At 73.0% G+C, this 22,764-nt stretch carries 18 protein-coding genes and 1 riboswitch; of the genes, 11 read left to right on the forward strand and 7 right to left on the reverse strand.

Annotated features, from left to right (window positions below; all coding sequences use genetic code 11):
- Nucleotides 1-54 precede the first annotated feature (54 nt).
- The 6 genes from ACWD5Q_RS20255 to ACWD5Q_RS20280 form a co-directional block, all read right to left on the reverse strand.
- Nucleotides 55-867 (reverse strand): enoyl-CoA hydratase/isomerase family protein, encoded by an 813-nt coding sequence (locus ACWD5Q_RS20255; RefSeq protein ID WP_451428394.1) that lies wholly within the window; start codon nt 865-867, stop codon nt 55-57.
- 132 nt (nt 868-999) lie between these two features.
- A complete protein-coding gene (locus ACWD5Q_RS20260) occupies nt 1,000-1,221 on the reverse strand; it encodes a helix-turn-helix domain-containing protein (protein ID WP_010987827.1) in 222 nt (73 codons plus the stop codon).
- Nucleotides 1,222-1,587: 366 nt separating this feature from the next.
- Nucleotides 1,588-3,186: an ABC-F family ATP-binding cassette domain-containing protein gene (locus ACWD5Q_RS20265; RefSeq protein WP_451428395.1), complete on the reverse strand. Its 1,599-nt coding sequence runs from the start codon at nt 3,184-3,186 to the stop codon at nt 1,588-1,590.
- Between the two features lie 316 nt (nt 3,187-3,502).
- A complete protein-coding gene (locus tag ACWD5Q_RS20270; RefSeq protein ID WP_451428396.1) occupies nt 3,503-4,960 on the reverse strand; it encodes a hypothetical protein in 1,458 nt (485 codons plus the stop codon).
- A gap of 284 nt (nt 4,961-5,244) precedes the next feature.
- Nucleotides 5,245-6,372 (reverse strand): alpha/beta hydrolase family protein, encoded by a 1,128-nt coding sequence (locus ACWD5Q_RS20275; protein WP_451428397.1) that lies wholly within the window; start codon nt 6,370-6,372, stop codon nt 5,245-5,247.
- A gap of 136 nt (nt 6,373-6,508) precedes the next feature.
- The gene (locus ACWD5Q_RS20280; RefSeq protein ID WP_451428398.1) at nt 6,509-7,246 is read right to left on the reverse strand and encodes a class II aldolase/adducin family protein; all 738 of its coding nucleotides are present in this window, start codon (nt 7,244-7,246) and stop codon (nt 6,509-6,511) included.
- 382 nt (nt 7,247-7,628) lie between these two features.
- Between ACWD5Q_RS20280 and ACWD5Q_RS20285 the strand changes: the two genes are divergently transcribed.
- From ACWD5Q_RS20285 to ACWD5Q_RS20300, 4 genes are all read left to right on the forward strand, one after another.
- A complete protein-coding gene (locus tag ACWD5Q_RS20285) occupies nt 7,629-8,978 on the forward strand; it encodes an anion permease (protein ID WP_451428399.1) in 1,350 nt (449 codons plus the stop codon).
- 15 nt (nt 8,979-8,993) lie between these two features.
- Complete coding sequence (locus tag ACWD5Q_RS20290) at nt 8,994-9,206, forward strand: hypothetical protein (protein WP_451428400.1); 213 nt, start codon at nt 8,994-8,996, stop codon at nt 9,204-9,206.
- A 254-nt stretch (nt 9,207-9,460) separates the two neighbouring features.
- Nucleotides 9,461-10,318 carry a helix-turn-helix domain-containing protein gene (locus ACWD5Q_RS20295; protein WP_451428401.1) on the forward strand — a complete coding sequence of 286 codons (858 nt, stop codon included), beginning with the start codon at nt 9,461-9,463 and terminating at the stop codon, nt 10,316-10,318.
- A 45-nt stretch (nt 10,319-10,363) separates the two neighbouring features.
- Nucleotides 10,364-10,828: a hypothetical protein gene (locus ACWD5Q_RS20300; RefSeq protein ID WP_451428402.1), complete on the forward strand. Its 465-nt coding sequence runs from the start codon at nt 10,364-10,366 to the stop codon at nt 10,826-10,828.
- A gap of 268 nt (nt 10,829-11,096) precedes the next feature.
- Here the strand turns inward: ACWD5Q_RS20300 and ACWD5Q_RS20305 are convergent, their stop codons facing one another.
- Nucleotides 11,097-11,573, reverse strand: a complete 477-nt coding sequence (locus ACWD5Q_RS20305; RefSeq protein WP_451428403.1) for a DUF397 domain-containing protein — start codon at nt 11,571-11,573, stop codon at nt 11,097-11,099.
- A gap of 33 nt (nt 11,574-11,606) precedes the next feature.
- Nucleotides 11,607-11,749: riboswitch (cobalamin riboswitch) on the forward strand.
- A gap of 106 nt (nt 11,750-11,855) precedes the next feature.
- On the opposite strand from ACWD5Q_RS20305, the gene ACWD5Q_RS20310 reads away from it, so the two are divergent.
- The 7 genes from ACWD5Q_RS20310 to cobI are packed head-to-tail and all read left to right on the forward strand — an operon-like array spanning nt 11,856 to nt 22,700.
- Nucleotides 11,856-12,824, forward strand: a complete 969-nt coding sequence (locus tag ACWD5Q_RS20310) for a cobalamin biosynthesis protein (RefSeq protein ID WP_451428404.1) — start codon at nt 11,856-11,858, stop codon at nt 12,822-12,824.
- A complete protein-coding gene (locus ACWD5Q_RS20315; RefSeq protein WP_451428405.1) occupies nt 12,821-14,329 on the forward strand; it encodes a cobyric acid synthase in 1,509 nt (502 codons plus the stop codon). Before ACWD5Q_RS20310 ends, ACWD5Q_RS20315 begins: the two co-directional genes overlap by 4 nt.
- Nucleotides 14,326-17,979 (forward strand): cobaltochelatase subunit CobN, encoded by a 3,654-nt coding sequence (cobN, locus tag ACWD5Q_RS20320; protein ID WP_451428406.1) that lies wholly within the window; start codon nt 14,326-14,328, stop codon nt 17,977-17,979. Before ACWD5Q_RS20315 ends, cobN begins: the two co-directional genes overlap by 4 nt.
- Complete coding sequence (locus tag ACWD5Q_RS20325; RefSeq protein ID WP_451428407.1) at nt 17,976-19,991, forward strand: putative cobaltochelatase; 2,016 nt, start codon at nt 17,976-17,978, stop codon at nt 19,989-19,991. Before cobN ends, ACWD5Q_RS20325 begins: the two co-directional genes overlap by 4 nt.
- Complete coding sequence (gene cobO / locus ACWD5Q_RS20330) at nt 19,991-20,599, forward strand: cob(I)yrinic acid a,c-diamide adenosyltransferase (RefSeq protein ID WP_451428408.1); 609 nt, start codon at nt 19,991-19,993, stop codon at nt 20,597-20,599. The genes ACWD5Q_RS20325 and cobO overlap by 1 nt, the downstream gene beginning before the upstream one ends.
- Nucleotides 20,599-21,954, forward strand: a complete 1,356-nt coding sequence (locus ACWD5Q_RS20335; protein WP_451428409.1) for a cobyrinate a,c-diamide synthase — start codon at nt 20,599-20,601, stop codon at nt 21,952-21,954. The genes cobO and ACWD5Q_RS20335 overlap by 1 nt, the downstream gene beginning before the upstream one ends.
- Nucleotides 21,951-22,700, forward strand: coding sequence for a precorrin-2 C(20)-methyltransferase (cobI, locus tag ACWD5Q_RS20340; RefSeq protein WP_451428410.1), 750 nt, complete (start codon nt 21,951-21,953; stop codon nt 22,698-22,700). Before ACWD5Q_RS20335 ends, cobI begins: the two co-directional genes overlap by 4 nt.
- The last annotated feature ends 64 nt before the right edge of the window (nt 22,701-22,764 follow it).

Consider the following 22,764-nt stretch of genomic DNA (forward strand, 5'->3'; position numbering starts at 1 on the left):
GCTCCGCCCGGCCCGCCGCCCGGTCCGGTCGGCGGGCCGGGCGGCTGCCGTGTCTCAGTCGCCGGTGCCGGCCAGGTCCCGCAGGCGTCGGGCCTGCGCGGCCCGCTCGGCGGCGCGCTGCTCCTCGTAGGACCGCCCCTGCGCCCCGCGCAGAAGTGCCTTGGTCTCGATGACCGCCTGCCGGTCCGCGGCGAGCAGGGCGGAGACCAGGTCGCGTACGGTGCCGTCGAGTTCCTCCCGCGGCACGGAGATGTTCGCGAGTCCGCTGGCCACGGCCTCCTCGGCCAGGACGAAGCGGCCCGTCACGCAGATCTCCAGCGCACGGGCGTATCCGACCAGGCCCACCAGCGGATGCGTGCCGGTGAGGTCCGGGACGAGGCCCAGGCTGGTCTCGCGCATGGCGAACTGCACATCGTCCGCGACGACGCGCAGGTCACAGGCGAGCGCGAGCTGGAACCCCGCGCCGATGGCATGCCCCTGCACGGCGGCGACGGACACGAGGTCGTTGCGCCGCCACCAGGTGAACGCCTCCTGGTATCCGGCGATGGTCGCGTCCAGCTCGGTGTCGCCGCTGCGCGCGAGATCGATGAAGGTCGGTTCGCCGGCGATCCCCTCGGGCGTGAACATCTGGCGGTCGAGCCCCGCCGAGAACGACTTGCCCTCGGCGCGCAGCACCACCACACGGACAGCGCCCGGCAGCGCGCGTCCCGCTTCCGCCAGCGCCCGCCACAGAGCGGGGCTCTGCACGTTGCGCTTGTCGGGGTTGGTCAGCGTCACCGTGGCCATCGTGCCGTCCACGGTGAGCCGTACGCCGTCCTGGTCGAGTACCGGGCCGTCCTTGTCGAGTTCCGGGTCGAGCGAAGCCATGCGGCGCCTCCGATGGGTGCGGTCAGGAGAGGATGCCGTACGAGGACATCCCAAAGTGACTGCACAGTAACCACCCGGCCGGTCGCCCAACCGACCGGGTGGCCACCGTCGAAGCCGATGAGCCGCCCGGTGTCAGGCCGTCGTGGCCTTCTTGCCCCGTGTCGCCCCGCCACGTCCTCGCAGCGTGACGCCCGACTCGCTGAGCATCCGGTGCACGAAGCCATACGAGCGGCCGGTCTCCTCGGCCAGCGCCCGGATGCTCGCACCGGAGTCGTACTTCTTCTTCAGGTCTGCCGCGAGCTTGTCGCGCGCGGCGCCGGTCACCCGGCTGCCCTTCTTCAGAGTCTCGGCCACCCGTGCCTCCTCATGGGAAGTGCGCTCTGGTCTCCTCATGATCACCCCTCGGGGGCGGGATGGCCACCCATTCGGCAAGGTCCGTGCCACAAGGTTGTGACGACAGGAGCGCATCCCCACGAGCGGAATCCGGGGTTCCGCCCGGTCGCGTCCGTACGCCCGAACGGGTTCATCCGGGAACTACCAGGTCAGCGACGCACAACGGCCGAGCCCTTGGGACAAAAGGGCTCGGCCGTCATGTGCGTGTAGGACACACCCTGGTATGAGGAGATCTCACACAGATGATGGATCACGGATCGGCCGAATGATCCATACGCAGTGGATCATCCGTGCGGTCAACCGGGGCTGACCCCATGGGTGCGGGCGTCAGGCGAGGGTGACGAGGTCGGCGTAGTCGGCGCCCCACAGGTCCTCGACGCCGTCGGGCAGCAGGATGATCCGCTCCGGCTGGAGTGCCTCGACCGCGCCCTCGTCGTGGGTGACCAGGACCACGGCGCCCTTGTAGGTGCGCAGCGCGCCGAGGATCTCCTCGCGGCTGGCCGGGTCGAGGTTGTTGGTCGGCTCGTCGAGCAGCAGCACGTTCGCGGACGACACCACGAGGGTGGCGAGGGCGAGGCGGGTCTTCTCGCCGCCGGAGAGCACAGCGGCCGGCTTGTCGACGTCGTCGCCGGAGAACAGGAAGGAGCCGAGCACCTTGCGGACCTCGACGAGGTCCATGTCGGGCGCGGCGGAGCGCATGTTCTCCAGGACCGTGCGGTCCGCGTCGAGGGTCTCGTGCTCCTGGGCGTAGTAGCCGAGCTTGAGGCCGTGACCGGGGACGACGGCGCCGGTGTCCGGCTGCTCGACACCCGCGAGCAGGCGCAGCAGCGTGGTCTTGCCGGCACCGTTGAGGCCGAGGATGACGACCCGGGAGCCCTTGTCGATGGCCAGGTCGACGTCGGTGAAGATCTCCAGCGAGCCGTACGACTTCGACAGGCCCTCGGCCATCAGCGGGGTCTTGCCGCTGGGCGCGGGATCCGGGAAACGGAGCTTGGCGACCTTGTCGGACTGGCGGACGGCCTCCAGGCCGGCCAGCAGCTTGTCCGCGCGGCGGGCCATGTTCTGCGCGGCGACCGTCTTGGTGGCCTTGGCGCGCATCTTGTCCGCCTGCGCGTTCAGCGCGGCCGCCTTCTTCTCGGCGTTCTGCCGCTCGCGCTTGCGGCGCTTCTCGTCGGCCTCGCGCTGCTGCTGGTAGAGCTTCCAGCCCATGTTGTAGATGTCGATCGCGGAGCGGTTGGCGTCCAGGTAGAACACCTTGTTGACGACCGTGTCCACCAGGTCCACGTCGTGCGAGATCACGATGAAGCCGCCGCGGTAGGTCCTCAGATAGTCGCGCAGCCAGACGATCGAGTCGGCGTCGAGGTGGTTGGTCGGCTCGTCGAGGAGCAGGGTGTCCGCGTCGGAGAACAGGATGCGGGCCAGCTCGACACGGCGGCGCTGACCGCCGGAGAGCGTGTGCAGGGGCTGGCCGAGCACCCGGTCGGGCAGATTGAGCGCGGCGGCGATGGTGGCGGCCTCGGCCTCGGCCGCGTACCCGCCCTTGGTGAGAAACTCCGTCTCCTGGCGTTCGTACTGCTTCATCGCCTTGTCGCGGGTGGCGCCCAGACCGGTGGCGATCCGCTGTTCGTTCTCGCGCATCTTGCGGATCAGCACGTCCAGGCCGCGCGCGGAGAGGATGCGGTCACTGGCCAGCACGTCCAGGTCGCCGGTGCGCGGGTCCTGCGGCAGATAACCGACCTCGCCGGAGCGGGTGACGGTGCCGGCGGCGGGGATGCCCTCGCCCGCGAGGACCTTGGTGAGGGTGGTCTTGCCCGCGCCGTTGCGGCCGACCAGGCCGATGCGGTCGCCCTTGGCGACACGGAAACTGGCGTTCTCGATGAGGATGCGGGCACCGGCGCGCAGCTCGATACCGGAGGCGGAGATCACGGACAGACTCCTGGACTGGCGGTCCCCCGCTCGAACGACGTCGCAGGCGTGGGGAGGGTGGCGGGATGGGCGGCTGAGGACGTTCCCGCCGTCTAATGCGCGAGGAGAATGGCCATGGGCCCCAGTCTAACGGGGACGTGCAAGCGCATTCTCAGTACGCACTCGTTCCGCACTGTGATGCTCGCTGCACGGTGCGGAGACTCCTATGCCCCCGAGGGGCCAGGAGTACGGCTCACGGAAGTGCATGGCCCGCGACGCCGAGGGCACCATCCCGAGCTCCGGCACCTACGCCCCGGGACGGCCGTCCGAGCGGCGGTCAGCTTCCTCCGGTGTGCACCTGGAACGCGGCGCGGCGCACGGCCTTGGCGAGCGCCGGGTCCGGGTGGGCCGCCGCGAGGGCGACCAGGACCTGCACGGTGCGGGGGTGCCCGACCGCGCGGACCTCGTCGAGGAGCGCGGGCACGGTGGGCTGCACGGCGGATTCCAGGTGCCGCACCAGCAGCGGGGCTTCGCCGTGGTCGGCGACCGCCGCGGCGGTGTCGACCCACAGCCAGGTGGCCTCCTCCCGGGTGAGCACCTCATGGGCGTCCTCCGGGTCGGCGCCCTCCTGCTCGGCGAGCCAGATCAGGGCGTAGGGGCGCAGCGTGGTCTCCTCGGCGGCGGCGCGCACGTCGGGTTCGGCCGGCGCCCCGACCACGCGCAGGGCCTCGAAGGCCAGGCCGCGCAGCAGGGCGTCCTCACCGCGGGCGGCGTCCAGGAGTTCGGTGACGGCACCGCCGACGGGGCGGGCGGCGAGCCAGGCGCGGTACTCGGCGCGGGCCGCGTTCGGGCGGAGCCCGGCGCAGCCGCGCAGCATGTCCTCCGCGTTCTGCTCGATGTTCCCGGCGGGGCTCTGCGCGGCGACGCAGATCTGCTCCAGCTTGACCCAGACCGCCCAGCTGCCGAGCGGTGTCAGGGTGGCCTGCCCGTCGGCGCAGGTGAGGGCGCCGACGGAGGCGAGCGCGCCGAGGGCCCAGTCGAGCAGAGGGGCGAGCGGGGTGTCCTCGACGGGCTCCTGGCCCGGTGCCAGGGCCGTGTCGGGCCCGGCGGGGGTGGCGCGGAGCTGCTCCTCGTAGGGGTGCGGGGCGGCGGGCGGGACGTAGGCGATCTCGCACCGTTCGGTGCGCAGCTCGGTGACCCGCTGTTCGAGGAGGTCGAGAAGCTGCTCGACGGGGACGGGGCCCGCGGAGAGCTGAAGGAAGGAGAGCACCTGGGGCATGGCCGAGACGACCTCGGCGACGGCGGCGTGCTCGCGGTCCGCGGGCTCCGGGCAGGCGAGCGACCAGGCGTCGAAGAGGGCGACCCAGCCGCGCAGGACCGCGGAGTCGTCACGGTTCCAGGCGCGCAGCCGCCAGCCGGGGCGGGCGATGTCGCCGTGGACCTCGACGAGACCGGCCAGGCGCGCGGTGTCCCAGTCGGCACGCACCTGAGCGGTGGTCAGGCCGAGGTCGGCGGCGGCCTGTTCGGCGGCCGTGTCGGAGAGGGTGCCCTTGCCGTCGGAGGTCGCGCCGTCACGGCCCGGTCCGGGCGAGGCATCGGCCCAGCGGGCGACACGGGCCGCGCCGGCCAGTACCGCACGGGCCATTCCGGCCAGCTCCGCGGGTGGGGGCGTGCCCTCGGGGGGCCGGGGGGCGGGGCGGCGCGAGCGGCCCTGGGCCACCGCTCGGGGGGCGGCGGCCAGGGGCCGCGGGCGGACGAGTCGGAGCCTGGAGTCGCGCGGGGTACGGGACGTCACAGGTGCAGTCTTCCGGTTGACGGTCCGAAAACCCAAACGGAATGTCACGGGGGGCGACAGGGCTGGCCAACGCACGGGGTCCGGAAACCGGGTATGGCGGGGTTGGGGCCCTGGGTCGGGACCCCTTGGGAGGGGCTAAACGGAAGGGTTGCGGCGGGGCGCGGCGCGGCGGTGCCGCGGGGTGGGCGGGGTCCGTTCGCGGTCGCGGTCGCGGTCCCTGCGCGGTCGCGGTCCCTGCGCGGCGGTGGGGGGCGCGGGTCTGTGCGGCGGTGGTGGGAGCGGGCCTACATCAGCGGGGTCAGGAAGCGCCGCAGGGCCTCTTCGTAGGCCTTGGGGTCCGCGTTCCACATCGCGCCGTGCGGGGCGTCCCGCACGGTGTGCAGCGTGACGAGGTCCGAGCGGCGTTCCGCGAGACGGCGTGAGGGCGCCCAGGGCGCGACGGCGTCGTCGGGGCCGTGGAAGATGAGGGTCGGCACCCTGAGCCGATGCGGGTCGAGGGGCCCGTGGCCGTGGTCGCCGTACAGACCGGTGCGGCCCTGAGCGGCGCGGACGGCCAGCGGCAGCAGCGCGCCCGGAGTGCGGCGGGCCGTGGCGAGGGCGCGCAGCGTGGCCTCCCAGTTGAGCACCGGCGAGTCCAGGACCAGCCCGGAGATCCGCTCGCGCAGCGCGGAGTACGCGGCGGCGCGCAGGGCCATGGTGGCGCCGGTGGACCAGCCGTGCAGGACGACGCGCCCGGCGCCGTGGCGCACGGCGTGGCCGATGGCGGCCTCCACGTCGCGCCACTCGGTCTCGCCGAGGTGGTTCAGGCCGTCCAGGGGGCGCGGTGCCCCGGGGTCGCCGCGGTAGGCGAGGTCGAGCACCGGGAACTGGTGCCGGTGGAGGAACCCCATGACGTTCATCGGGTGTTCCCGGGTGGCGCCGAGCCCGTGCACGGTGATCACCCAGGTGTCGCGGACGCCCGGCACGAACCAGGCGGGCAGCGCCCCGAGTTCGCCGGGCACCTCGACGTCGGCGTGGTCGAGGCCGAGGGCGGCGCCCGGATCGCCGATGTACAGGTTCGGGGTGAGCCACGCCCGGTCGCCGGGTTCCAGCGTGCCCTGGATCACACGCTCCAGACGGCGTACGACGGTGTCGGCGGAGTGGGGGGCGGTGTTCAGCACCGGTCCGACGACGGCGTGGGAGCCGTCACCGGACAGGCCGTAGACGCCGGGGCGCTGGGAGGCCAGGGCGCGGGTGAGCGTGATCCGTCCGGCCGCCGTGGAGTGCACGGTGAGCCGGGGTTCGGTGGGCAGCGGGCGGCCCGGCGGCGCCTTGAGCGCGGCGTTACTGGCGAAGCGTCCGGCGGCGACGCCGGCAGCGCCTGCGGCTATGGCTACGGTGACGGCTGCGGCCGCCGCTTTCACAGTGCGCACTGGTCCAGTCTCCCGTCGGGGGCCGCCCCCGGCCAGCGGGAGGACGGCACGGGCACGGTGCGGGGCGTGCCGCTGCGCGGTCCCGGCAGCGGCCTTCCCGGTGGCCGCCCCCTCTCCTGCCCCTCCTGCCTTCCTGCTACTGCTGCCCGTACCCCCGCAAGCGCCCCTCAGCCTCCGCCAGCTGGGCGCGGGTGAGGAGGGCGGGGGTCAGGCCCGGCACCGACGACGCCGTCAGCCACACCCGGCACATCCACTCCAGCTGTGCCGTGCGGTCGTACGCCTGGGCGAGCGAGGACCCGTAGGCGATCGTGCCGTGGTTCTGCAGGAGGCACGCGGTGCGGTCCGCCAGGGCGCCGAGCATGTTCTCGGCCAACTCCTCGGTGCCGTAGGTCGCGTAGGGGGCCACCCGGACCGCACCACCGAGCGCTCCCGCCATGTAGTGGATCAGTGGCAGCTCCGGTACCAGCGTGGAGACGGCCGTCGCGTGCACGGCGTGCGTGTGGACGACGGCCCGCGCCCCGGTGGCGCGGTAGACGGCGAGGTGCATCGGCAGCTCGCTCGTCGGCCGCAGGGAGCCGAGCACCTGCCGGCCGTCGAGACCGACCCCGACGACATCGCCGGGCGCCAGCCGCTCGTACGGCACTCCGGTGGGCGTGACCAGCACGGTGTCGCCCACGCGGACGGAGACGTTGCCCGACGTGCCGACGACCAGTCCGTCGGCCACGGTCCGGCGGGCTGTGGCGACCAGCTCCTCCCAGGCGCGGGCCGCCTCGTCCGCCGTCCGGGGCACCACCGCCCCCGCTCCCCCGCGTCCGTCCTCCCGCGCAATCCGCGCATCCCGCGTGTCCCGTGCGTCGCGTCGCTGCTCTGCCATGCCGCGATCCTCCCAGGCGGGCGGCCGGGCACGCGTCGTGGATCGCCCGCTGTGGCGGACCGGGCGCGGGGCTCTACCGGCGGGGTGGTCGCCCTGGACGTTCCGGCAGTACGACCACAGCGGCAGCCTGCCGGGTGACCGAAATCTCTTCACCGGCTCGCCGGCCCGGCTGAGGGCGTTCACCCGGAGCGGCCGAGGGCCCACCGGGGCTTCCGCAGGCTGAAATTCCGGCTGTGTTCGAGAACGTGACCGGTGTCACTTCACCTAAACAGGGAAGCGACACGCCGATTGATACACCTTCAGGTATCTGTTAGTTCATCTTCCGTTCATCCAGGTTGCCTACGGTCCACCAGCCACTGACCTCCCATAGAAGCCTGGGTAAATGGAACACATCACGCTCCTCCTCGGAATCGTGATCGCAACCGCTCTCGTGTTCGATTTCACGAACGGTTTCCACGACACTGCCAACGCGATGGCGACGACCATCTCGACCGGCGCCCTGAGGCCCAAGACGGCGGTGGCGATGTCCGCCGCGCTGAACCTCGTCGGCGCCTTCCTCTCCGTCGAGGTCGCCAAGACGATCTCCGGCGGCATCATCAACGAACAGGGCATCCGCGTCGAAGTCATCTTCGCGGCCCTGGTGGGCGCCATCCTCTGGAACCTGCTGACCTGGCTTCTCGGCCTGCCCTCCAGTTCCTCCCACGCCCTCTTCGGAGGTCTGATCGGCGCGGCCGTCTCCTCGGCGGGTTGGTCCGCGGTCAACGGCTCGACGGTCGTCACCAAGGTTCTGATCCCCGCCGTCGCCGCACCGATCGTGGCGGGGCTCGCCTCGTTGCTGGCGACGCGCCTGTCCTACGCCATCGGCAGCCGCGCCGACGACAAGGCGACCGCGAAGGGCTACCGTGCCGGGTCGATCGCCTCGGCCGGTCTGGTCTCCCTGGCGCACGGCACCAACGACGCCCAGAAGACGATGGGCATCATCACCCTCGCGCTCGTCACCGGCGGTGTCGTCGCCCCCGGTTCGAATCCTCCCGTCTGGGTCATCGTCTCCGCCGGCCTGGCCATCGCCCTCGGCACCTATCTGGGCGGCTGGCGCATCATCCGCACCCTGGGCAAGGGCCTGACCGACCTGGCGCCGCAGCAGGGCTTCGCCGCCCAGACCAGCGCGGCGACCGCGATCCTCGCCTCCTCGCACCTCGGCTTCTCGCTGTCCACCACCCAGGTCACCTCCGGTGCCGTCATGGGCGCGGGCCTCGGCCGCAAGGGCGGTGTGGTGCGCTGGTCCACCGCGACCCGGATGCTGGTCGCCTGGGCCCTGACGCTCCCGGCCGCCGGCCTGGTCGGCGCGGGCGCCGAACTCCTGACGAAGCAGGGCACCTGGGGCACGGTCGCCACCGGTGTGCTGCTGGTCGCCGGCGCCGGCGTCATCTGGATCCTGTCCCGCCGCACGCCGGTCACGGTCGACAACGTCAACGACGCCGGCACGGAGCCCGCGGGCGTCGTCACGACGGCCATCGCCGCGGTGATCCCGCCGCCGGCGGGCCAACTCACCACGGCCCACACCGCAACGGCCTCCGATCCGAGTGACCCGAGCGACCCGAGCGACCCGAGCGACCCGAGCGACCCGAAGGCCACGATCCCGGCCCGGTCCACCGGCCCGAAGGCCACCACCCCGGACCAGTCCACCGGCCCTGCCGCGGAGGCGGAGCCGACCCGCCCCGCGACGGTTTAAGGAAGCACACCTCTCATGAAGATCGACTGGGCAGCACTCGGCTCCGTCTTCGGCGTCAGCCTCGCGGTCACCGTGGCCCTGGTGAGCCTGTTCACCCTGGGCGTGGTGGGCCTCACGAAGAAGGAGTCGTCCCAGGGCGGCGGCGTCCTCGCGGTCACCGGCGCGTACGCCTGCTTCGCGGCGTGCGCGGCGGCGGTGGCGTACGGGATCTATCTGATCGTGTCCTGAACCCCGCCCCGACGCGTCCGCCCGCCCGGGCCCCCACGTCAAGCCCCGCAGTGATCCTCACTGCGGGGCTTGTTCTTTGGTGGGAGATGTAACGGTTTGCTACGTTCTAGACCGCATCGCGACCACGTCGAAAAGACAGGTGGCAGAACGCAGGTGTCTGGCCGCCCACGCCCAACTCACCTAGTCTAATGGGTGAGTTGCTGCTCGACGTCGGCCGCCCGACCAGTCGAAGACGACGTGTAGCAGGGAGCGACATGGCCAGGGACATCGATCCGAGCCTGAACCGACGCAGGCTCCGCATCGAACTGCGCAAGGCGCGCGAGCAAGCCGGCCTCACCCAGCGGGACGCCGCCGACGCGCTGGAGTGGTCCCTGTCCAAACTGATCCGGCTGGAGGCCGGGACGGTCAGCCTGAGCGTCACCGACCTGCGCGCCCTGCTCCAGTTGTACGGCGTCACCGACCCCGGGGTGGTGACCGGACTCGAAGAGGCCGCCCGCGGGTCGAAGGGCCCGTCCTGGTGGGCGCCGTACAACGACATGGTGCGACCGCAGTTCGCCCAGTACCTCGGCTACGAGAGCGCCGCGACCTCGATCCGCTTCTACCACCCCTCCGTCATCTACTCGCTGCTGCAGATCGAGGACTACACACTGGCCCAGCTCGCTCCCCGCGAGAACGGGGAGCTGGCCCGTCGCTCGGCGGAGCTGCGCACGACCCGCCAGGAACGGATCTTCGACGGGGACAACGGCCCGGACGTGCAGATCGTCCTGGACGAGGCGGTCGTCCGGCGGGTCATCGGCGGGCCGGGGGTGATGCGCCGGCAGCTGGAACACCTCAAGACGATGTCCCGGCATCCCCGGGTGAGCCTGCGCCTGCTGCCGTTCACGGCCGGCGCGCACTACAGCATGGGCGCGTCCTTCACTCTGCTCGGCTTCACGGACGGCGACGACCTGCTCTACCTCGAAGGCGCCACCGGAAGCGTCGCCAACCGTGACGACCTCGGCCTCACGGCCCGCTACCAGGAATGCTTCGAGGACATCAGCACCAAGGCGTACGAGGGCGACCGGATGATCGAGCTGATCGACGCGGTCAAGGAGAGTCTCGACAACAACTGAAGCCCGGGACGGACAGCCCGGGCGGACAACGGGGAGGAAAGACCCATGGCGGTCCTCGGGTTCTTTGCGTGGTACAGGCAGCTACGCGCGTTCCGCTTCCCGGCGGCGGGTGACCCGCCCGGCTCCCCCGCGGGTTCCGCCCCGGCCGGGGCGGGGCCCCTCGCGGAGGAGAGGGACTCCTCCGGCGAGGGCGGAACACGCCCGTCCGCGACCCGTCTGCTGCTGGGCACGACGTGCGGCAGCGTGCTGCTGCTGTGCGTCGCCGTGTCGGCCCGGGTGGCGCCCCACCTCGGGCCGGACGCCCTGACCCCCCTGACCGAGACGGTGCTCGGAGCGCTCGGCGCGGCCGTCGTCACCGCCCTCGCCGCACGGGTCGGCCGGGCGCTGCGCGGCCGCCCGGAAGCGGCGCGCGTCGCGGAGGTCAGCGGGTCCCCGAGCCCCGTGGACGACCCGTCGCCGCAGCCCGGCCGAGAACGCCGAGAACGCCGAGAACACGGAGACGTTCCGTGACCGGGGTGAGGCCCCACCAGAGACCGGCGCAGGCCGCCGCGACGATCGTCACCACCAGCCAGACGAGGACTCGTGCCGTGGACCCCGGCACGAGCAGTGCGGCGAGCGCGCCGACACCCACCGCGAACACCCCCGTGGTCAGGGAGAAGAGCGCCAGCGGGGCCGCCGCCCACAGCGCGGATCGCGGGGTGCGGGAACCTCCCGCGCGCTCCGGGACTTCCCTAGCACCGTCCCCCATGCGGGTTCCTCCCGTCCTCTGGACGGACCTTCAGAAACCGTCCACTGCCGGGTCCTTAAGTCCAGCCAGCAAACCACACCACGCGGTACGGCGAAAGACGAGCACCGGCCCGGTACGCCGTTTCGAGTCACGCACCAGAACGTGCGCCCCCTGGACGGCCACTTCGACACAGTCGGTGTTGTCACCTCCCGAATGACTGCTCTTGCGCCACACACGCCCCAACGCCACCCTGCCGACCACACCGACCTCCGTCTCACCAGTCAGCGCACCGACACCGGCGTCCTCACCGCGACGCTCCCGAGCGCCGTGCCCCACCGCTGCCGGGGCAGCGAAGGCCGGCCACACCAGGGTCGTCTCCCCGCAACGAATCACCCAATGCCGCTCGTCGGCGCTCTCCGCGTTCGTGCTGCCGTTCCCCTGAGTCTTCCCCGGTTCCCCGCCGGGAAAGAGAACAGATAGCGCCGATTCCAGCGGCTGACGATATTTCAGCGGTGTGGGCCTCGGCACACCGCAGCATCGCAGGTCAAGAGCCAGTTGACGGGTGTTCGGGGGGCGTGGTGGACTGCCGGGGCCACTACGGCGGCAGGAGAGGAAGCCGGTGCGATTCCGGCGCGGTCCCGCCACTGTCACCGGGGCATCCCATGCCCCGGGAGCCAGGAACTCTCACCGCCGGTCTCGTCGAACCAGGGCGTGGACACCCTGAGTGAGGACATATCGCCATGCGCGGCTGCCGTTCGAGGTCCCGTACCCGTACCCGGATTCTGCCCTCCCGCACGCTCGGCTGAGCCGATGGATGCCGATCGCGTCTTCGCGTACGGCGCCGCCGCCGGCCTCCTCGGCGACCTGCTGCTCGGCGATCCGCGCCGGGGGCATCCGGTCGCCGCGTTCGGGCGGGCCGCGGGTGCCGTGGAGCGGGTGCTGTGGCGGGACGACCGGGGATGGGGCGCGCTGCACACCGCCGTGTGCGTGGGAGGTGCCGTGGCGCCCGCGGTGCTCGCCGCGTCGGCCGTGCGTCGCTCCCGTACCGCGTCCGTCGCGCTGACCGCCGCCGCCACCTGGGCCGTCGTCGGGGGGACTTCGCTGGCGCGTGAGGCCCGGGTGATCGGGCACGCCCTCGCGGCCGGGGACGTCGAGGGTGCCCGGGCGCGGCTGCCGCATCTGTGCGGGCGGGATCCTCAGGCGCTCGACGCCGACGGGATCGCCCGGGCCGTGGTCGAGTCCGTCGCCGAGAACACCTCGGACGCCGTGGTGGGCGCGCTGGTGTGGGGAGCCGTGGGCGGGGTTCCCGGGCTGGTCGGCTTCCGGGCCGTCAACACCCTTGACGCCATGGTCGGGCACAAGTCGCCGCGCCACCGGCGCTACGGCTGGGCCTCGGCGCGCCTCGACGACCTCGCGGGCTGGCCCGGGGCCCGGCTGACCGCGCTCCTCGCGGCGGCGACGGGCCCGGACCGGCGGGGAGCCCTGCGCGCCTGGCGAGCGGACGCCGGACGGCACCCGAGCCCCAACGCCGGTCCCGTGGAGGCCTCGTTCGCGGGGGCGCTCGGGGTGCGGCTGGGCGGCACGCTGTCGTACGGGGGGCGCGTCGAGCACCGGCCGCTGCTCAATGCGCCTGGGCGCGCCGTGCGCGCCGACGACATCGAGCGGGCGGTGCGGCTCTCCCGCCGGGTGACCGCGCTCGCGCTCGGCGTCACGGTCGCCGGCCGTCTCGTCGCCCGGCGGTTCACCCGAAGGTTTCTCGCGAAGGGACGTACCTCATGAGCGGCGGTCTCCTTGTCGCCGGCACCACCTCCGACGCGGGCAAGAGCGTCATCACGGCCGGGATCTGCCGCTGGCTGGTGCGGCAGGGCGTCAAGGTCGCGCCGTTCAAGGCGCAGAACATGTCCCTGAATTCGTTCGTCACGCGCGAGGGCGCCGAGATCGGGCGGGCCCAGGCCATGCAGGCGCAGGCCTGCCGTGTCGAGCCGACCGCGCTCATGAACCCCGTGCTGCTCAAGCCGGGCGGTGAGCAGAGCAGCCAGGTCGTGCTGCTCGGCAAGCCGGTCGGCGAGCTGAGCGCGCGCGGCTACCACGGCGGGCGGCAGCAGCGGCTCCTCGGCACGGTCCTCGACTGCCTCGCCGAGTTGAGGGGCACGTATGACGCGGTGATCTGTGAAGGGGCCGGCAGTCCCGCCGAGATCAATCTGCGGCGGACGGACATCGTGAACATGGGCATCGCCCGCACCGCGCGGCTGCCCGTGCTGGTCGTCGGCGACATCGACCGCGGCGGGGTGTTCGCCTCCTTCTTCGGGACCGTCGCCCTGCTCTCCCGCGAGGACCAGGAGCTGGTCGCGGGGTTCCTGGTGAACAAGTTCCGCGGGGACGTCTCCCTGCTGGAACCGGGGCTCGACATGCTGCACGGGCTCACCGGGCGGCGGACGTACGGAGTGCTGCCGTTCCGGCACGGCCTCGGGATCGACGAGGAGGACGGGCTGCGGGTGTCCCTGCGGGGCGCTGTGCGCGAGTCGGCGGTGGCCGCGCCCGTCGGCGAGGACGTGCTGCGGGTCGCCGTGTGCGCGATCCCGCTCATGTCCAATTTCACCGACGTCGACGCCCTGGCCGCCGAGCCGGGCGTCGTCGTGCGGTTCGTGGACCGGCCCGAGGAGCTGGCCGACGCCGATCTCGTCGTCGTCCCGGGCACCCGGGGCACGGTCCGGGCCCTGGAGTGGCTGCGCGAGCGGGGGCTGGCGCAGGCCCTTGCCCGCAGGGCCGCCGAGGGGCGCCCGATCCTCGGCGTCTGCGGCGGTTTCCAGATCCTCGGCGAGCACATCGAGGACGACGTCGAGAGCCGCCGGGGGCGGGTGGACGCGCTCGGGGTGCTTCCCGTGCGGGTGCGGTTCGCCCGCGAGAAGACCCTGGCCCGGCCGGTCGGCGAGGCGCTCGGCGAGCGGGTCGAGGGCTACGAGATCCACCACGGGGTCGCCGAGGTGACGGGCGGTGAGCCCTTCCTGGACGGCTGCCGGCTCGGCCAGAGCTGGGGCACGCACTGGCACGGCTCCCTGGAGTCGGACGGTTTCCGGCGGGCGTTCCTGCGTGAGGTGGCGGCCGCCGCGGGCCGCCGGTTCGTGCCGGCCGCCGGAACGTCGTTCGCCGCGCTGCGCGAGGAGCAGCTCGACCGGCTCGGCGACCTGATCGAACAGCACGCGGACACGGACGCGCTGTGGCGGCTCATCGAGTCGGGCGCGCCGCAAGGACTGCCCTTCATTCCACCGGGAGCGCCCGCATGAGCACAGTGTTGTTGTTGTCGACCGCCGACACCGATCTGCTGGCGGCCCGTGCCTCCGGCGCGGCCTACCGGATCGGCAACCCGGCCCGCGTGGACGTCGCGGAGGAGCTGCCGGGGCTGATCGAGGGCGCGGACATCACCGTCGTACGGCTGCTGGGCGGAAAACGCGCCTGGGAGGACGGGCTCGCCGCCCTCAGGTCCGCCGGCCTGCCGACGGTGCTGCTCGGCGGGGAGGCCGTGCCGGACGCCGAGTTGATGGCCGAGTCGTCCGTGCCGGCGGGCGTCGTGGCGGAGGCGCTGCGGTATCTGGTCGAGGGCGGCCCCGCCAACCTCACCGAACTGGCCCGTTTCCTGTCCGACACCGTGCTGCTGACCGGCGAGGGCTTCGCCGAGCCGCAGAAGATGCCCGAGTACGGCCTCCACGGGGAGCGTGCGTACGCCGAGGGCCGTCCCACCGTGGGCGTGCTCTTCTACCGCGCCCACGAACTCAGCGGGAACACCGCGTTCGTGGACACACTGTGCGACGCGATCGAGGAGCGGGGAGCCAACGCCCTTCCGGTGTTCTGCGGTTCGCTGCGCGGCGCCGACCCGGGGCTGTACGAGCTGCTCGCGAAGGCCGACACGCTCGTGGCCACCGTTCTCGCGGCGGGCGGCACGCACGCCTCGCAGGCGTCGGCGGGTGGCGATGAGGAGGCCTGGGACATCGGGGCGCTCGCCGACCTGGACGTTCCCGTGCTGCAAGGGCTCTGCCTGACCTCGTCCCAGAGCGCGTGGGAGGACTCCGACGCGGCCCTCTCCCCGATGGACGCGGCGATGCAGGTGGCGATCCCGGAGTTCGACGGCCGCCTCATCACGGTCCCCTTCTCCTTCAAGGAGCAGGGGCCGGACGAGGTGGCGGTGTACGTCGCCGACCCGGAGCGGGCCGCGCGCGTCGCCGGAATCGCCGTACGGCACGCGCTGCTGAAGCACAAGCCGAACGCCGAGAAGAAGCTCGCGCTCGTCTTCACCGCCTACCCGACCAAGCATTCGCGGGTCGGCAACGCGGTCGGCCTGGACACGCCCGCGTCGGCCGTACGGGTGCTGGACGCGCTCCGGGACGCCGGGTACGGCCTCACCGAGTACCCGGCGGGCGGCGACGAATTGATCCACCGGCTCATCGCGGCCGGCGGCCACGACGTGGAGTGGCTGACGGAGGAGCAGCTGGCCGCCGCGCCCGCGCGGGTGCCGCTGGCCGACTACCGGGCGTGGTTCGACACCCTCGACCCCGGGCTGCGGGACGCGATGCTCCAGGCGTGGGGGGAGCCGCCGGGCTCGCTGTACGTCGACGGCGACGACATCGTCCTCGCCTGCCTCCGGTTCGGGAACGTCGTCGTGATGATCCAGCCGCCGCGCGGCTTCGGCGAGAACCCGATCGCGATCTACCACGACCCCGACATGCCGCCGTCGCACCACTACATGGCGGCGTACAGATGGCTGGAGAACTCGTTCGGCGCCGACGCGATCGTCCACATGGGCAAGCACGGCACCATGGAGTGGCTGCCGGGCAAGGGCCTCGGGCTGTCGCGCGGGTGCGCGCCGGACGCGGTCCTCGGCGAACTGCCCCTGATCTACCCGTTCATCGTCAACGACCCCGGTGAGGGCACCCAGGCCAAGCGGCGCGGGCACGCCACGGTCGTCGACCACCTCGTGCCGCCGATGGCGCGCGCCGACACCTACGGCGACCTGGCCAAGCTGGAGCAGCTCCTCGACGAGTACGCGCTCGTCTCCGACCTGGACCCGGCCAAGGCGCCCGCCGTACGCGCCCAGATCTGGACCCTGGTCAAGGCCGCGGAGCTGCACCACGACCTGCACGTGGACGAGCAGCCCGGAGACGACGACTTCGACGGGTTCGTCATGCACATCGACGGCTATCTGTGCGAGATCAAGGACGTGCAGATCCGCGACGGTCTGCACATCCTGGGCGGCGGCCCGGTCGGGGAGCCCCGGGTGAACCTCGTGCTCGCCGTGCTGCGCGCCTCGCAGGTGTGGGGCGGGCAGGCGAACGCCCTGCCGGGGCTGCGGGCCTCGCTCGCCGGGCACTTCGGGCTGGTGGAGAAGGAGCTGCTCGCCGAGCCGGGCGCGCCGGTGAAGGTGCCGGCGGAGCTGACGGATCTGGTGGACGGGCCGTCGCGGAGCGCCGCCGACGCCGTCGACCTGCTGGAGCAGCTCTGCCGGCGGATCGCGGAGGGCATGGAGGAGCGTGCCTGGGACGCGGCCGCCGTCCCCGCCCTGGTGCGTGACGTCCTGGGCGCCGAACCGCCGGACGCCGTGGCCGTCCTGGAGTTCGCGTGCACCGAGGTCGTGCCCCGGCTCGCCCGTACCACCGACGAGATCGGCCACATCCTCAAGGCGCTCGACGGCGGCTACGTCCCGGCCGGTCCCTCCGGCTCCCCGACCCGCGGGCTCGTCAACGTCCTGCCGACCGGCCGCAACTTCTACTCCGTCGACCCCAAGGCCATTCCGTCCCGGCTGAGCTGGGAGGTCGGGCAGTCGCTGGCCGACTCCCTGGTCGCGCGGTACCTCCAGGACACCGGCGAGTTCCCCAAGTCCGTCGGCCTCACCGTCTGGGGCACCTCGGCCATGCGGACCCAGGGCGACGACATCGCCGAGATCCTCGCGCTGCTCGGCTGCCGCCCGGTCTGGGACGACGCCTCGCGCCGGGTGACCGGTTTCGAGGTGATCCCCCTGGCGGAGCTGGGCCGTCCCCGGATCGATGTGACGGTGCGCATCTCCGGCTTCTTCCGGGACGCCTTCCCGCATGTGGTCGGTCTCATCGACGACGCCGTACGCGCCGTCGCCGAACTGGACGAGCCCGCCGAGCGGAACTTCGTCCGCGCCCACGCCGACGAGGACACCGCCGAGCACGGCGACCGGCGGCGCGCGACGGCCCGTGTCTTCGGCTCCAAGCCGGGCGCGTACGGCGCCGGTCTGCTGCCGCTGATCGACGCCCGCAACTGGCGCTCCGACGCCGACCTCGCCGAGGTGTACGCGGTGTGGGGCGGCTACGCGTATGGGCGCGGGCTGGACGGGCGGGCGGCGCGCGGGGACATGGAGACCGCGTTCCGGCGGATCGCCGTCGCGGCGAAGAACGTGGACACCCGTGAGCACGACCTCGTCGACGCGGACGACTACTTCCAGTACCACGGCGGAATGGTCGCGATGGTCAGGCATCTGACCGGTACGTCCCCCGAGGCGTACGTCGGCGACTCCGCCGTGCCCGACCAGGTGAAGACCCGCACCCTCGGCGAGGAGACCCACCGGGTCTTCCGCGCCCGCGTGGTCAACCCGCGCTGGATGGCGGCCATGCGGCGCCACGGCTACAAGGGCGCCTTCGAGATGGCGGCGACCGTGGACTACCTGTTCGGCTACGACGCCACGGCCGGAGTCGTCGACGACTGGATGTACGAGAAGCTCAGCGCGGAGTACGTCTTCTCGCCGGAGAACCAGGAGTTCATGCGGAAGTCCAATCCGTGGGCGCTGAGGGGCATTGCCGAGCGCCTGTTGGAAGCCGCGGAGCGCGGCCTGTGGGCGGAGCCGGACGCGGACACGCTGGAGCGGCTGCGCGCCACCTATCTGGAGCTGGAAGGCGACTTGGAGGGCGACGAGAAGTGAGTACCCCCTTTCCGTTCACGGCCGTCGTCGGCCAGGACGATCTACGGCTCGCGCTGCTGCTGAACGCCGTGTCCCCGGCGGTCGGCGGCGTGCTGGTGCGCGGCGAGAAGGGCACCGCCAAGTCCACGGCGGTCAGGGCGCTCTCGGCGCTGCTGCCGCAGGTGGACGTCGTCGTCGGCTGCCGGTTCTCCTGTGACCCCGCCGCACCCGACCCGGCCTGTCCCGACGGGCCGCACGAGCCGGGGCCGGGCATGCGCCGGCCCTCCCGCATGGTCGAACTCCCCGTCGGCGCCTCCGAGGACCGGCTGGTCGGGGCCCTCGACATCGAGCGTGCGCTGGCCGAGGGCGTGAAGAGCTTCGAGCCGGGCCTCCTGGCGCAGGCCCACCGCGGCATCCTGTACGTCGACGAGGTCAACCTCCTCCACGACCACCTGGTCGACCTGCTGCTCGACGCGGCCGCGATGGGCGCCTCGTACGTCGAGCGCGAGGGCGTCTCCGTACGGCACGCCGCGCGTTTCCTGCTGGTCGGCACCATGAACCCGGAGGAGGGTGAGCTGCGGCCGCAGTTGCTCGACCGGTTCGGGCTGACCGTGGAGGTGTCCGCCTCCCGGGAGCCCGAGCAGCGTGTGGAGGTCGTACGGCGGCGGCTCGCCCACGACGACGACCCTGACGGCTTCGCGGCGCGGTGGGCGGACGAGGAGACCGCCGTACGGGCGCGGATCGTGGCGGCGCGCGAACTGCTGCCGTCCGTGCGGCTCGGGGACGGGGCGCTGCGGCAGATCGCGGCGACGTGCGCCGCGTTCGAGGTGGACGGCATGCGCGCGGACATCGTGATGGCGCGTACGGCGACGGCGCTGGCGGCCTGGGCGGGGCGCACCGACGTGCTCGCCGAGGACGTGCGGCAGGCCGCGCTGCTGGCGTTGCCGCACCGCAGACGGCGCAACCCCTTCGACGCGCCGGGGCTCGACGAGGACAAGCTCGACGAGACGCTGGATCAGTTCGGGGACGGAGACGAGGACGGGGACGGCGACGGCCCGGATCCGGACGGGCCCGGCGGCGGGGGCGGGCAGCCCGCGCCGGACGACGGTCCCCACAGCGGCGGTGACACGGCCGCGCGGCCCGAGGCCGGGGAGAGCGGGCAGCCGCAGTCCTCGGGTGCCGGGGAACAGCAGGCCGTGCGGGCGGCGGAGCCCTTCCGCACCAGGGTGCTGACCGTGCCGGGGCTCGGCGACGGTGCCGCGGGGCGGCGCTCGCGGGCGCGCACCGAGCACGGGCGGACCACTGGGGCCCGACGGCCCCGGGGTGCGCTGACCACGCTGCATCTGGCGGCGACCGTGCTGGCCGCGGCGCCGCACCAGCGGGCGCGCGGGCGCTCGGGGCCCGGGCTCGTGGTGCGCCGGGACGATCTGCGGCAGGCGACGCGGGAGGGGCGCGAGGGCAATCTCGTGCTGTTCGTGGTCGACGCCTCCGGATCGATGGCGGCCCGGCAGCGGATGGTCGCCGTCAAGGGCGCTGTGCTGTCGCTGCTGCTCGACGCCTATCAGCGGCGGGACAAGGTGGGGCTGGTGACCTTCCGCGGCAAGGACGCACAGGTCGCGCTGGTGCCGACCTCATCGGTGGACGCGGCGGCGGCCCGGCTTCAGTCGCTGCCGACGGGCGGCCGGACGCCGCTGGCCGCCGGGCTGCTCAAGGCCCATGACGTGCTGCGGGTCGAGCGGCTGCGGGATCCCGCGCGGCGCGCCCTGGTCGTGGTGGTGACCGACGGGCGGGCCACCGGGGGCGCCGAACCGGTGGCGCTCGCGGGGCGGGCGGCCTTGCTGCTGGCCGCCGAGGGCGTCGCGTCCGTGGTCGTGGACTGCGAGTCGGGGCCGGTGCGGCTGGGGCTCGCCGGGCGGCTCGCCGGGGAGCTGGGCGGTACGGCGGTGACGCTGGACGAGCTGCACGCGGACAGCATCGCCGGGCTCGTACGGAATGTGCAGGGGACGCAGAGGACCGCGAGGAGGGCCGCGTAATGCCGCAGGGGCAGCCGAGTGTCGTACCGGACGACGGACTGACGACCCGTCAGCGCCGTAACCGTCCGCTCGTCGTCGTGCACACGGGCGTCGGCAAGGGCAAGTCGACCGCCGCCTTCGGGCTCGCGCTGCGCGCCTGGAACCAGGGCTGGCCGATCGGGGTGTTCCAGTTCGTCAAGTCGGCCAAGTGGAAGGTCGGCGAGGAGAACGCGCTCAAGGTGCTGGGGGCGTCGGGGCAGGGCGGGACCGTCGACTGGCACAAGATGGGTGAGGGCTGGTCGTGGGTGCAGCGCGACCTTCAGGGTGACAACGCGACCAACGAGGAGAAGGCCCGGGAGGGCTGGGAGCAGGTCAAGCGCGACCTGGCCGCCCAGACGTACCGGCTGTACGTGCTGGACGAGTTCGCGTACCCGATGCACTGGGGCTGGGTCGACACCGACGAGGTCGTCGAGGTGCTGCGGGCCCGCCCCGGCACCCAGCATGTGGTGATCACCGGGCGGAACGCGCCCGAGGGGCTCGTGGAGTTCGCCGACCTGGTGACCGACATGTCCAAGGTGAAGCACCCGATGGACGTGGGGCAGAAGGGCCAGAAGGGCATCGAGTGGTGATGTCCTCCCTCTCTTCCGTCCCCCGGCTGGTCATCGCCGCGCCGTCCTCGGGCAGCGGCAAGACCACCGTGGCCACGGGGCTGATGGCGGCCTTCGCCGGGCGGGGGCTCGCCGTGTCCCCGCACAAGGTGGGGCCCGACTACATCGACCCCGGGTACCACGCGCTCGCGACCGGGCGCGCGGGACGGAACCTCGACGCGTATCTGTGCGGGCCGGAGCTGATCGCTCCGCTGTTCCTGCACGGCGCGCGCGGCTGCGACCTGGCCGTGGTCGAGGGCGTGATGGGGCTGTACGACGGGGCCGCGGGCGAGGGGGAGCTGGCCTCCACGGCGCAGGTCGCGAAGGTGCTGCGGGCGCCGGTGGTGCTGGTCGTCGACGCGTCCTCGCAGTCGCGGTCGGTGGCGGCGCTGGTGCACGGGTTCGCATCCTGGGATCCGCAGGTGCGGATCGGGGGCGTGATCCTGAACAAGGTCGCCTCGGACCGGCACGAGGAACTGCTGCGGGACGCGCTGGACGCGTCCGGGGTGCCCGTGCTGGGGGTGCTGCGCAGGGTGGCCCGGGTGGACACGCCGTCGCGGCACCTGGGGCTGATACCGGTGGCCGAGCGGCGGGCGGAGGCGGTCGAGGCGGTCGAGGCGATGGCCGCGCAGGTGCGCCAGGGCTGCGATCTGGACGCGCTGTGGGCGCTGGCGCGGAGTGCGGGTGCGCTGCCGGACGCGCCCTGGGAGCCGCCGGTGTACGACACCCGCGCGCGGGAGGTGGTCGCCGTGGCGGGCGGTCCCGCCTTCACGTTCTCCTACGCCGAGCACACCGAACTGCTCACCGCCGCCGGTGCCGAGGTCGTCGTGTTCGACCCGCTGCGCGACGAGCGGCTGCCCGACGGCACGGCGGGGCTGGTCGTCGGCGGCGGCTTCCCGGAGGTGTACGCCGCCGAGCTGTCCGCGAACGAGCCGCTGCGCACGGCGGTCGCCGAACTGGCGCTCGGGGGCGCCCCGGTCGCCGCCGAGTGTGCCGGACTGCTGTATCTGTGCCGGGAGTTGGACGGGCAGCCCCTGTGCGGGGTGCTCGACGCGAGCGCCCGGATGAGCGAACGGCTGACCCTCGGCTACCGGGACGCGGTGGCCGTGAGCGACAGTGTCCTCGCCGCGGCCGGGACACGGATGCGGGGCCATGAGTTCCACCGGACCGTGGTGGAGCCCGCGGCGGGGACGGCTCCCGCCTGGGGCGTACGCGCCCCCGCGCGGCGCGTCGAAGGTTTCGTACAGCAAGGTGTGCACGCCAGTTATCTGCACACGCACTGGGCCGCCACGCCCGGTGCGGCCCGTCGGTTCGTGGAGAGGTGCCGGACGTCATGAGCAGCAGGCTGATCGGAGTCGGGGTGGGTCCCGGCGACCCGGAGCTGGTGACCGTCAAGGGCGTCAACGCGCTGCGGGAGGCCGACGTGGTCGTCGTCCCCGTGATGGGCGACGCCGACGGGAACGACGGCGGGGAGCGCGGGCGCGCCGAGGCGACCGTGCTGCACTACGTGCCCGAGGAGAAGGTCGTGCGCGTCGTGTTCGCGCTCAACGAGCGCACCGACCGGGCGCGGCGCGAGGCGGCCTGGGACGCGGCCGGGGAGCATGTGGCGCGGCTGCTCGGGCGCCATTCCGCCGTCGCCTTCGCCACCATCGGCGACCCCAACGTGTACTCCACGTTCACCTATCTCGCGCACACCGTCCAGGAGTCGGTGCCGGGCGTCCGCGTCGAGACCGTGCCCGGCATCACCGCCATGCAGGACCTCGCCGCGCGGTCGGGGGCCGTACTGACCGAGGGCACCGAGCCGCTCACGCTGGTGCCCGTCACGGCCGGCTCCTCCGTGCTGAAGGACGCCCTCAGCGGTCCGGGGACCGTCGTGGCCTACAAGTTCGGGCGGCGGGCGCACGAGGTGGCCGAGGCGCTGCGCGAGACCGGGCGCATCGACGACGCCGTGTGGGGAGCCTCGCTCGGGCTGCCGGAGGAGACCGTCCGGCCGGCCGCGGACCTCGACGACGGTCCGCTCCCCTATCTGTCCACCCTCATCTCGCCGGCCCGGCGCGACGGCACCCGCGGCGGCAAGCTGTGACCGGGGGCGGACCGGCCCGCAGGGCCCGCCGGCAGCCACCCGACCGCCGCGCCCCCGACCGTGC

This window comes from Streptomyces sp. NPDC002513 (assembly GCF_053595355.1).

What these genes read in the sequence shown, in the direction of transcription:
- ACWD5Q_RS20255 (WP_451428394.1), bottom strand. Translation starts at nt 867, where the DNA reads ATGGCTTCGCTCGACCCGGAACTCGACAAGGACGGCCCGGTACTCGAC.
- ACWD5Q_RS20280 (WP_451428398.1), bottom strand. Translation starts at nt 7,246, where the DNA reads ATGGCAGAGCAGCGACGCGACGCACGGGACACGCGGGATGCGCGGATT.
- ACWD5Q_RS20285 (WP_451428399.1), top strand. Translation starts at nt 7,629, where the DNA reads ATGGAACACATCACGCTCCTCCTCGGAATCGTGATCGCAACCGCTCTC.
- ACWD5Q_RS20290 (WP_451428400.1), top strand. Translation starts at nt 8,994, where the DNA reads ATGAAGATCGACTGGGCAGCACTCGGCTCCGTCTTCGGCGTCAGCCTC.
- ACWD5Q_RS20295 (WP_451428401.1), top strand. Translation starts at nt 9,461, where the DNA reads ATGGCCAGGGACATCGATCCGAGCCTGAACCGACGCAGGCTCCGCATC.
- ACWD5Q_RS20300 (WP_451428402.1), top strand. Translation starts at nt 10,364, where the DNA reads ATGGCGGTCCTCGGGTTCTTTGCGTGGTACAGGCAGCTACGCGCGTTC.
- ACWD5Q_RS20310 (WP_451428404.1), top strand. Translation starts at nt 11,856, where the DNA reads ATGGATGCCGATCGCGTCTTCGCGTACGGCGCCGCCGCCGGCCTCCTC.
- ACWD5Q_RS20315 (WP_451428405.1), top strand. Translation starts at nt 12,821, where the DNA reads ATGAGCGGCGGTCTCCTTGTCGCCGGCACCACCTCCGACGCGGGCAAG.
- cobN (WP_451428406.1), top strand. Translation starts at nt 14,326, where the DNA reads ATGAGCACAGTGTTGTTGTTGTCGACCGCCGACACCGATCTGCTGGCG.
- cobO (WP_451428408.1), top strand. Translation starts at nt 19,991, where the DNA reads ATGCCGCAGGGGCAGCCGAGTGTCGTACCGGACGACGGACTGACGACC.
- ACWD5Q_RS20335 (WP_451428409.1), top strand. Translation starts at nt 20,599, where the DNA reads ATGTCCTCCCTCTCTTCCGTCCCCCGGCTGGTCATCGCCGCGCCGTCC.
- cobI (WP_451428410.1), top strand. Translation starts at nt 21,951, where the DNA reads ATGAGCAGCAGGCTGATCGGAGTCGGGGTGGGTCCCGGCGACCCGGAG.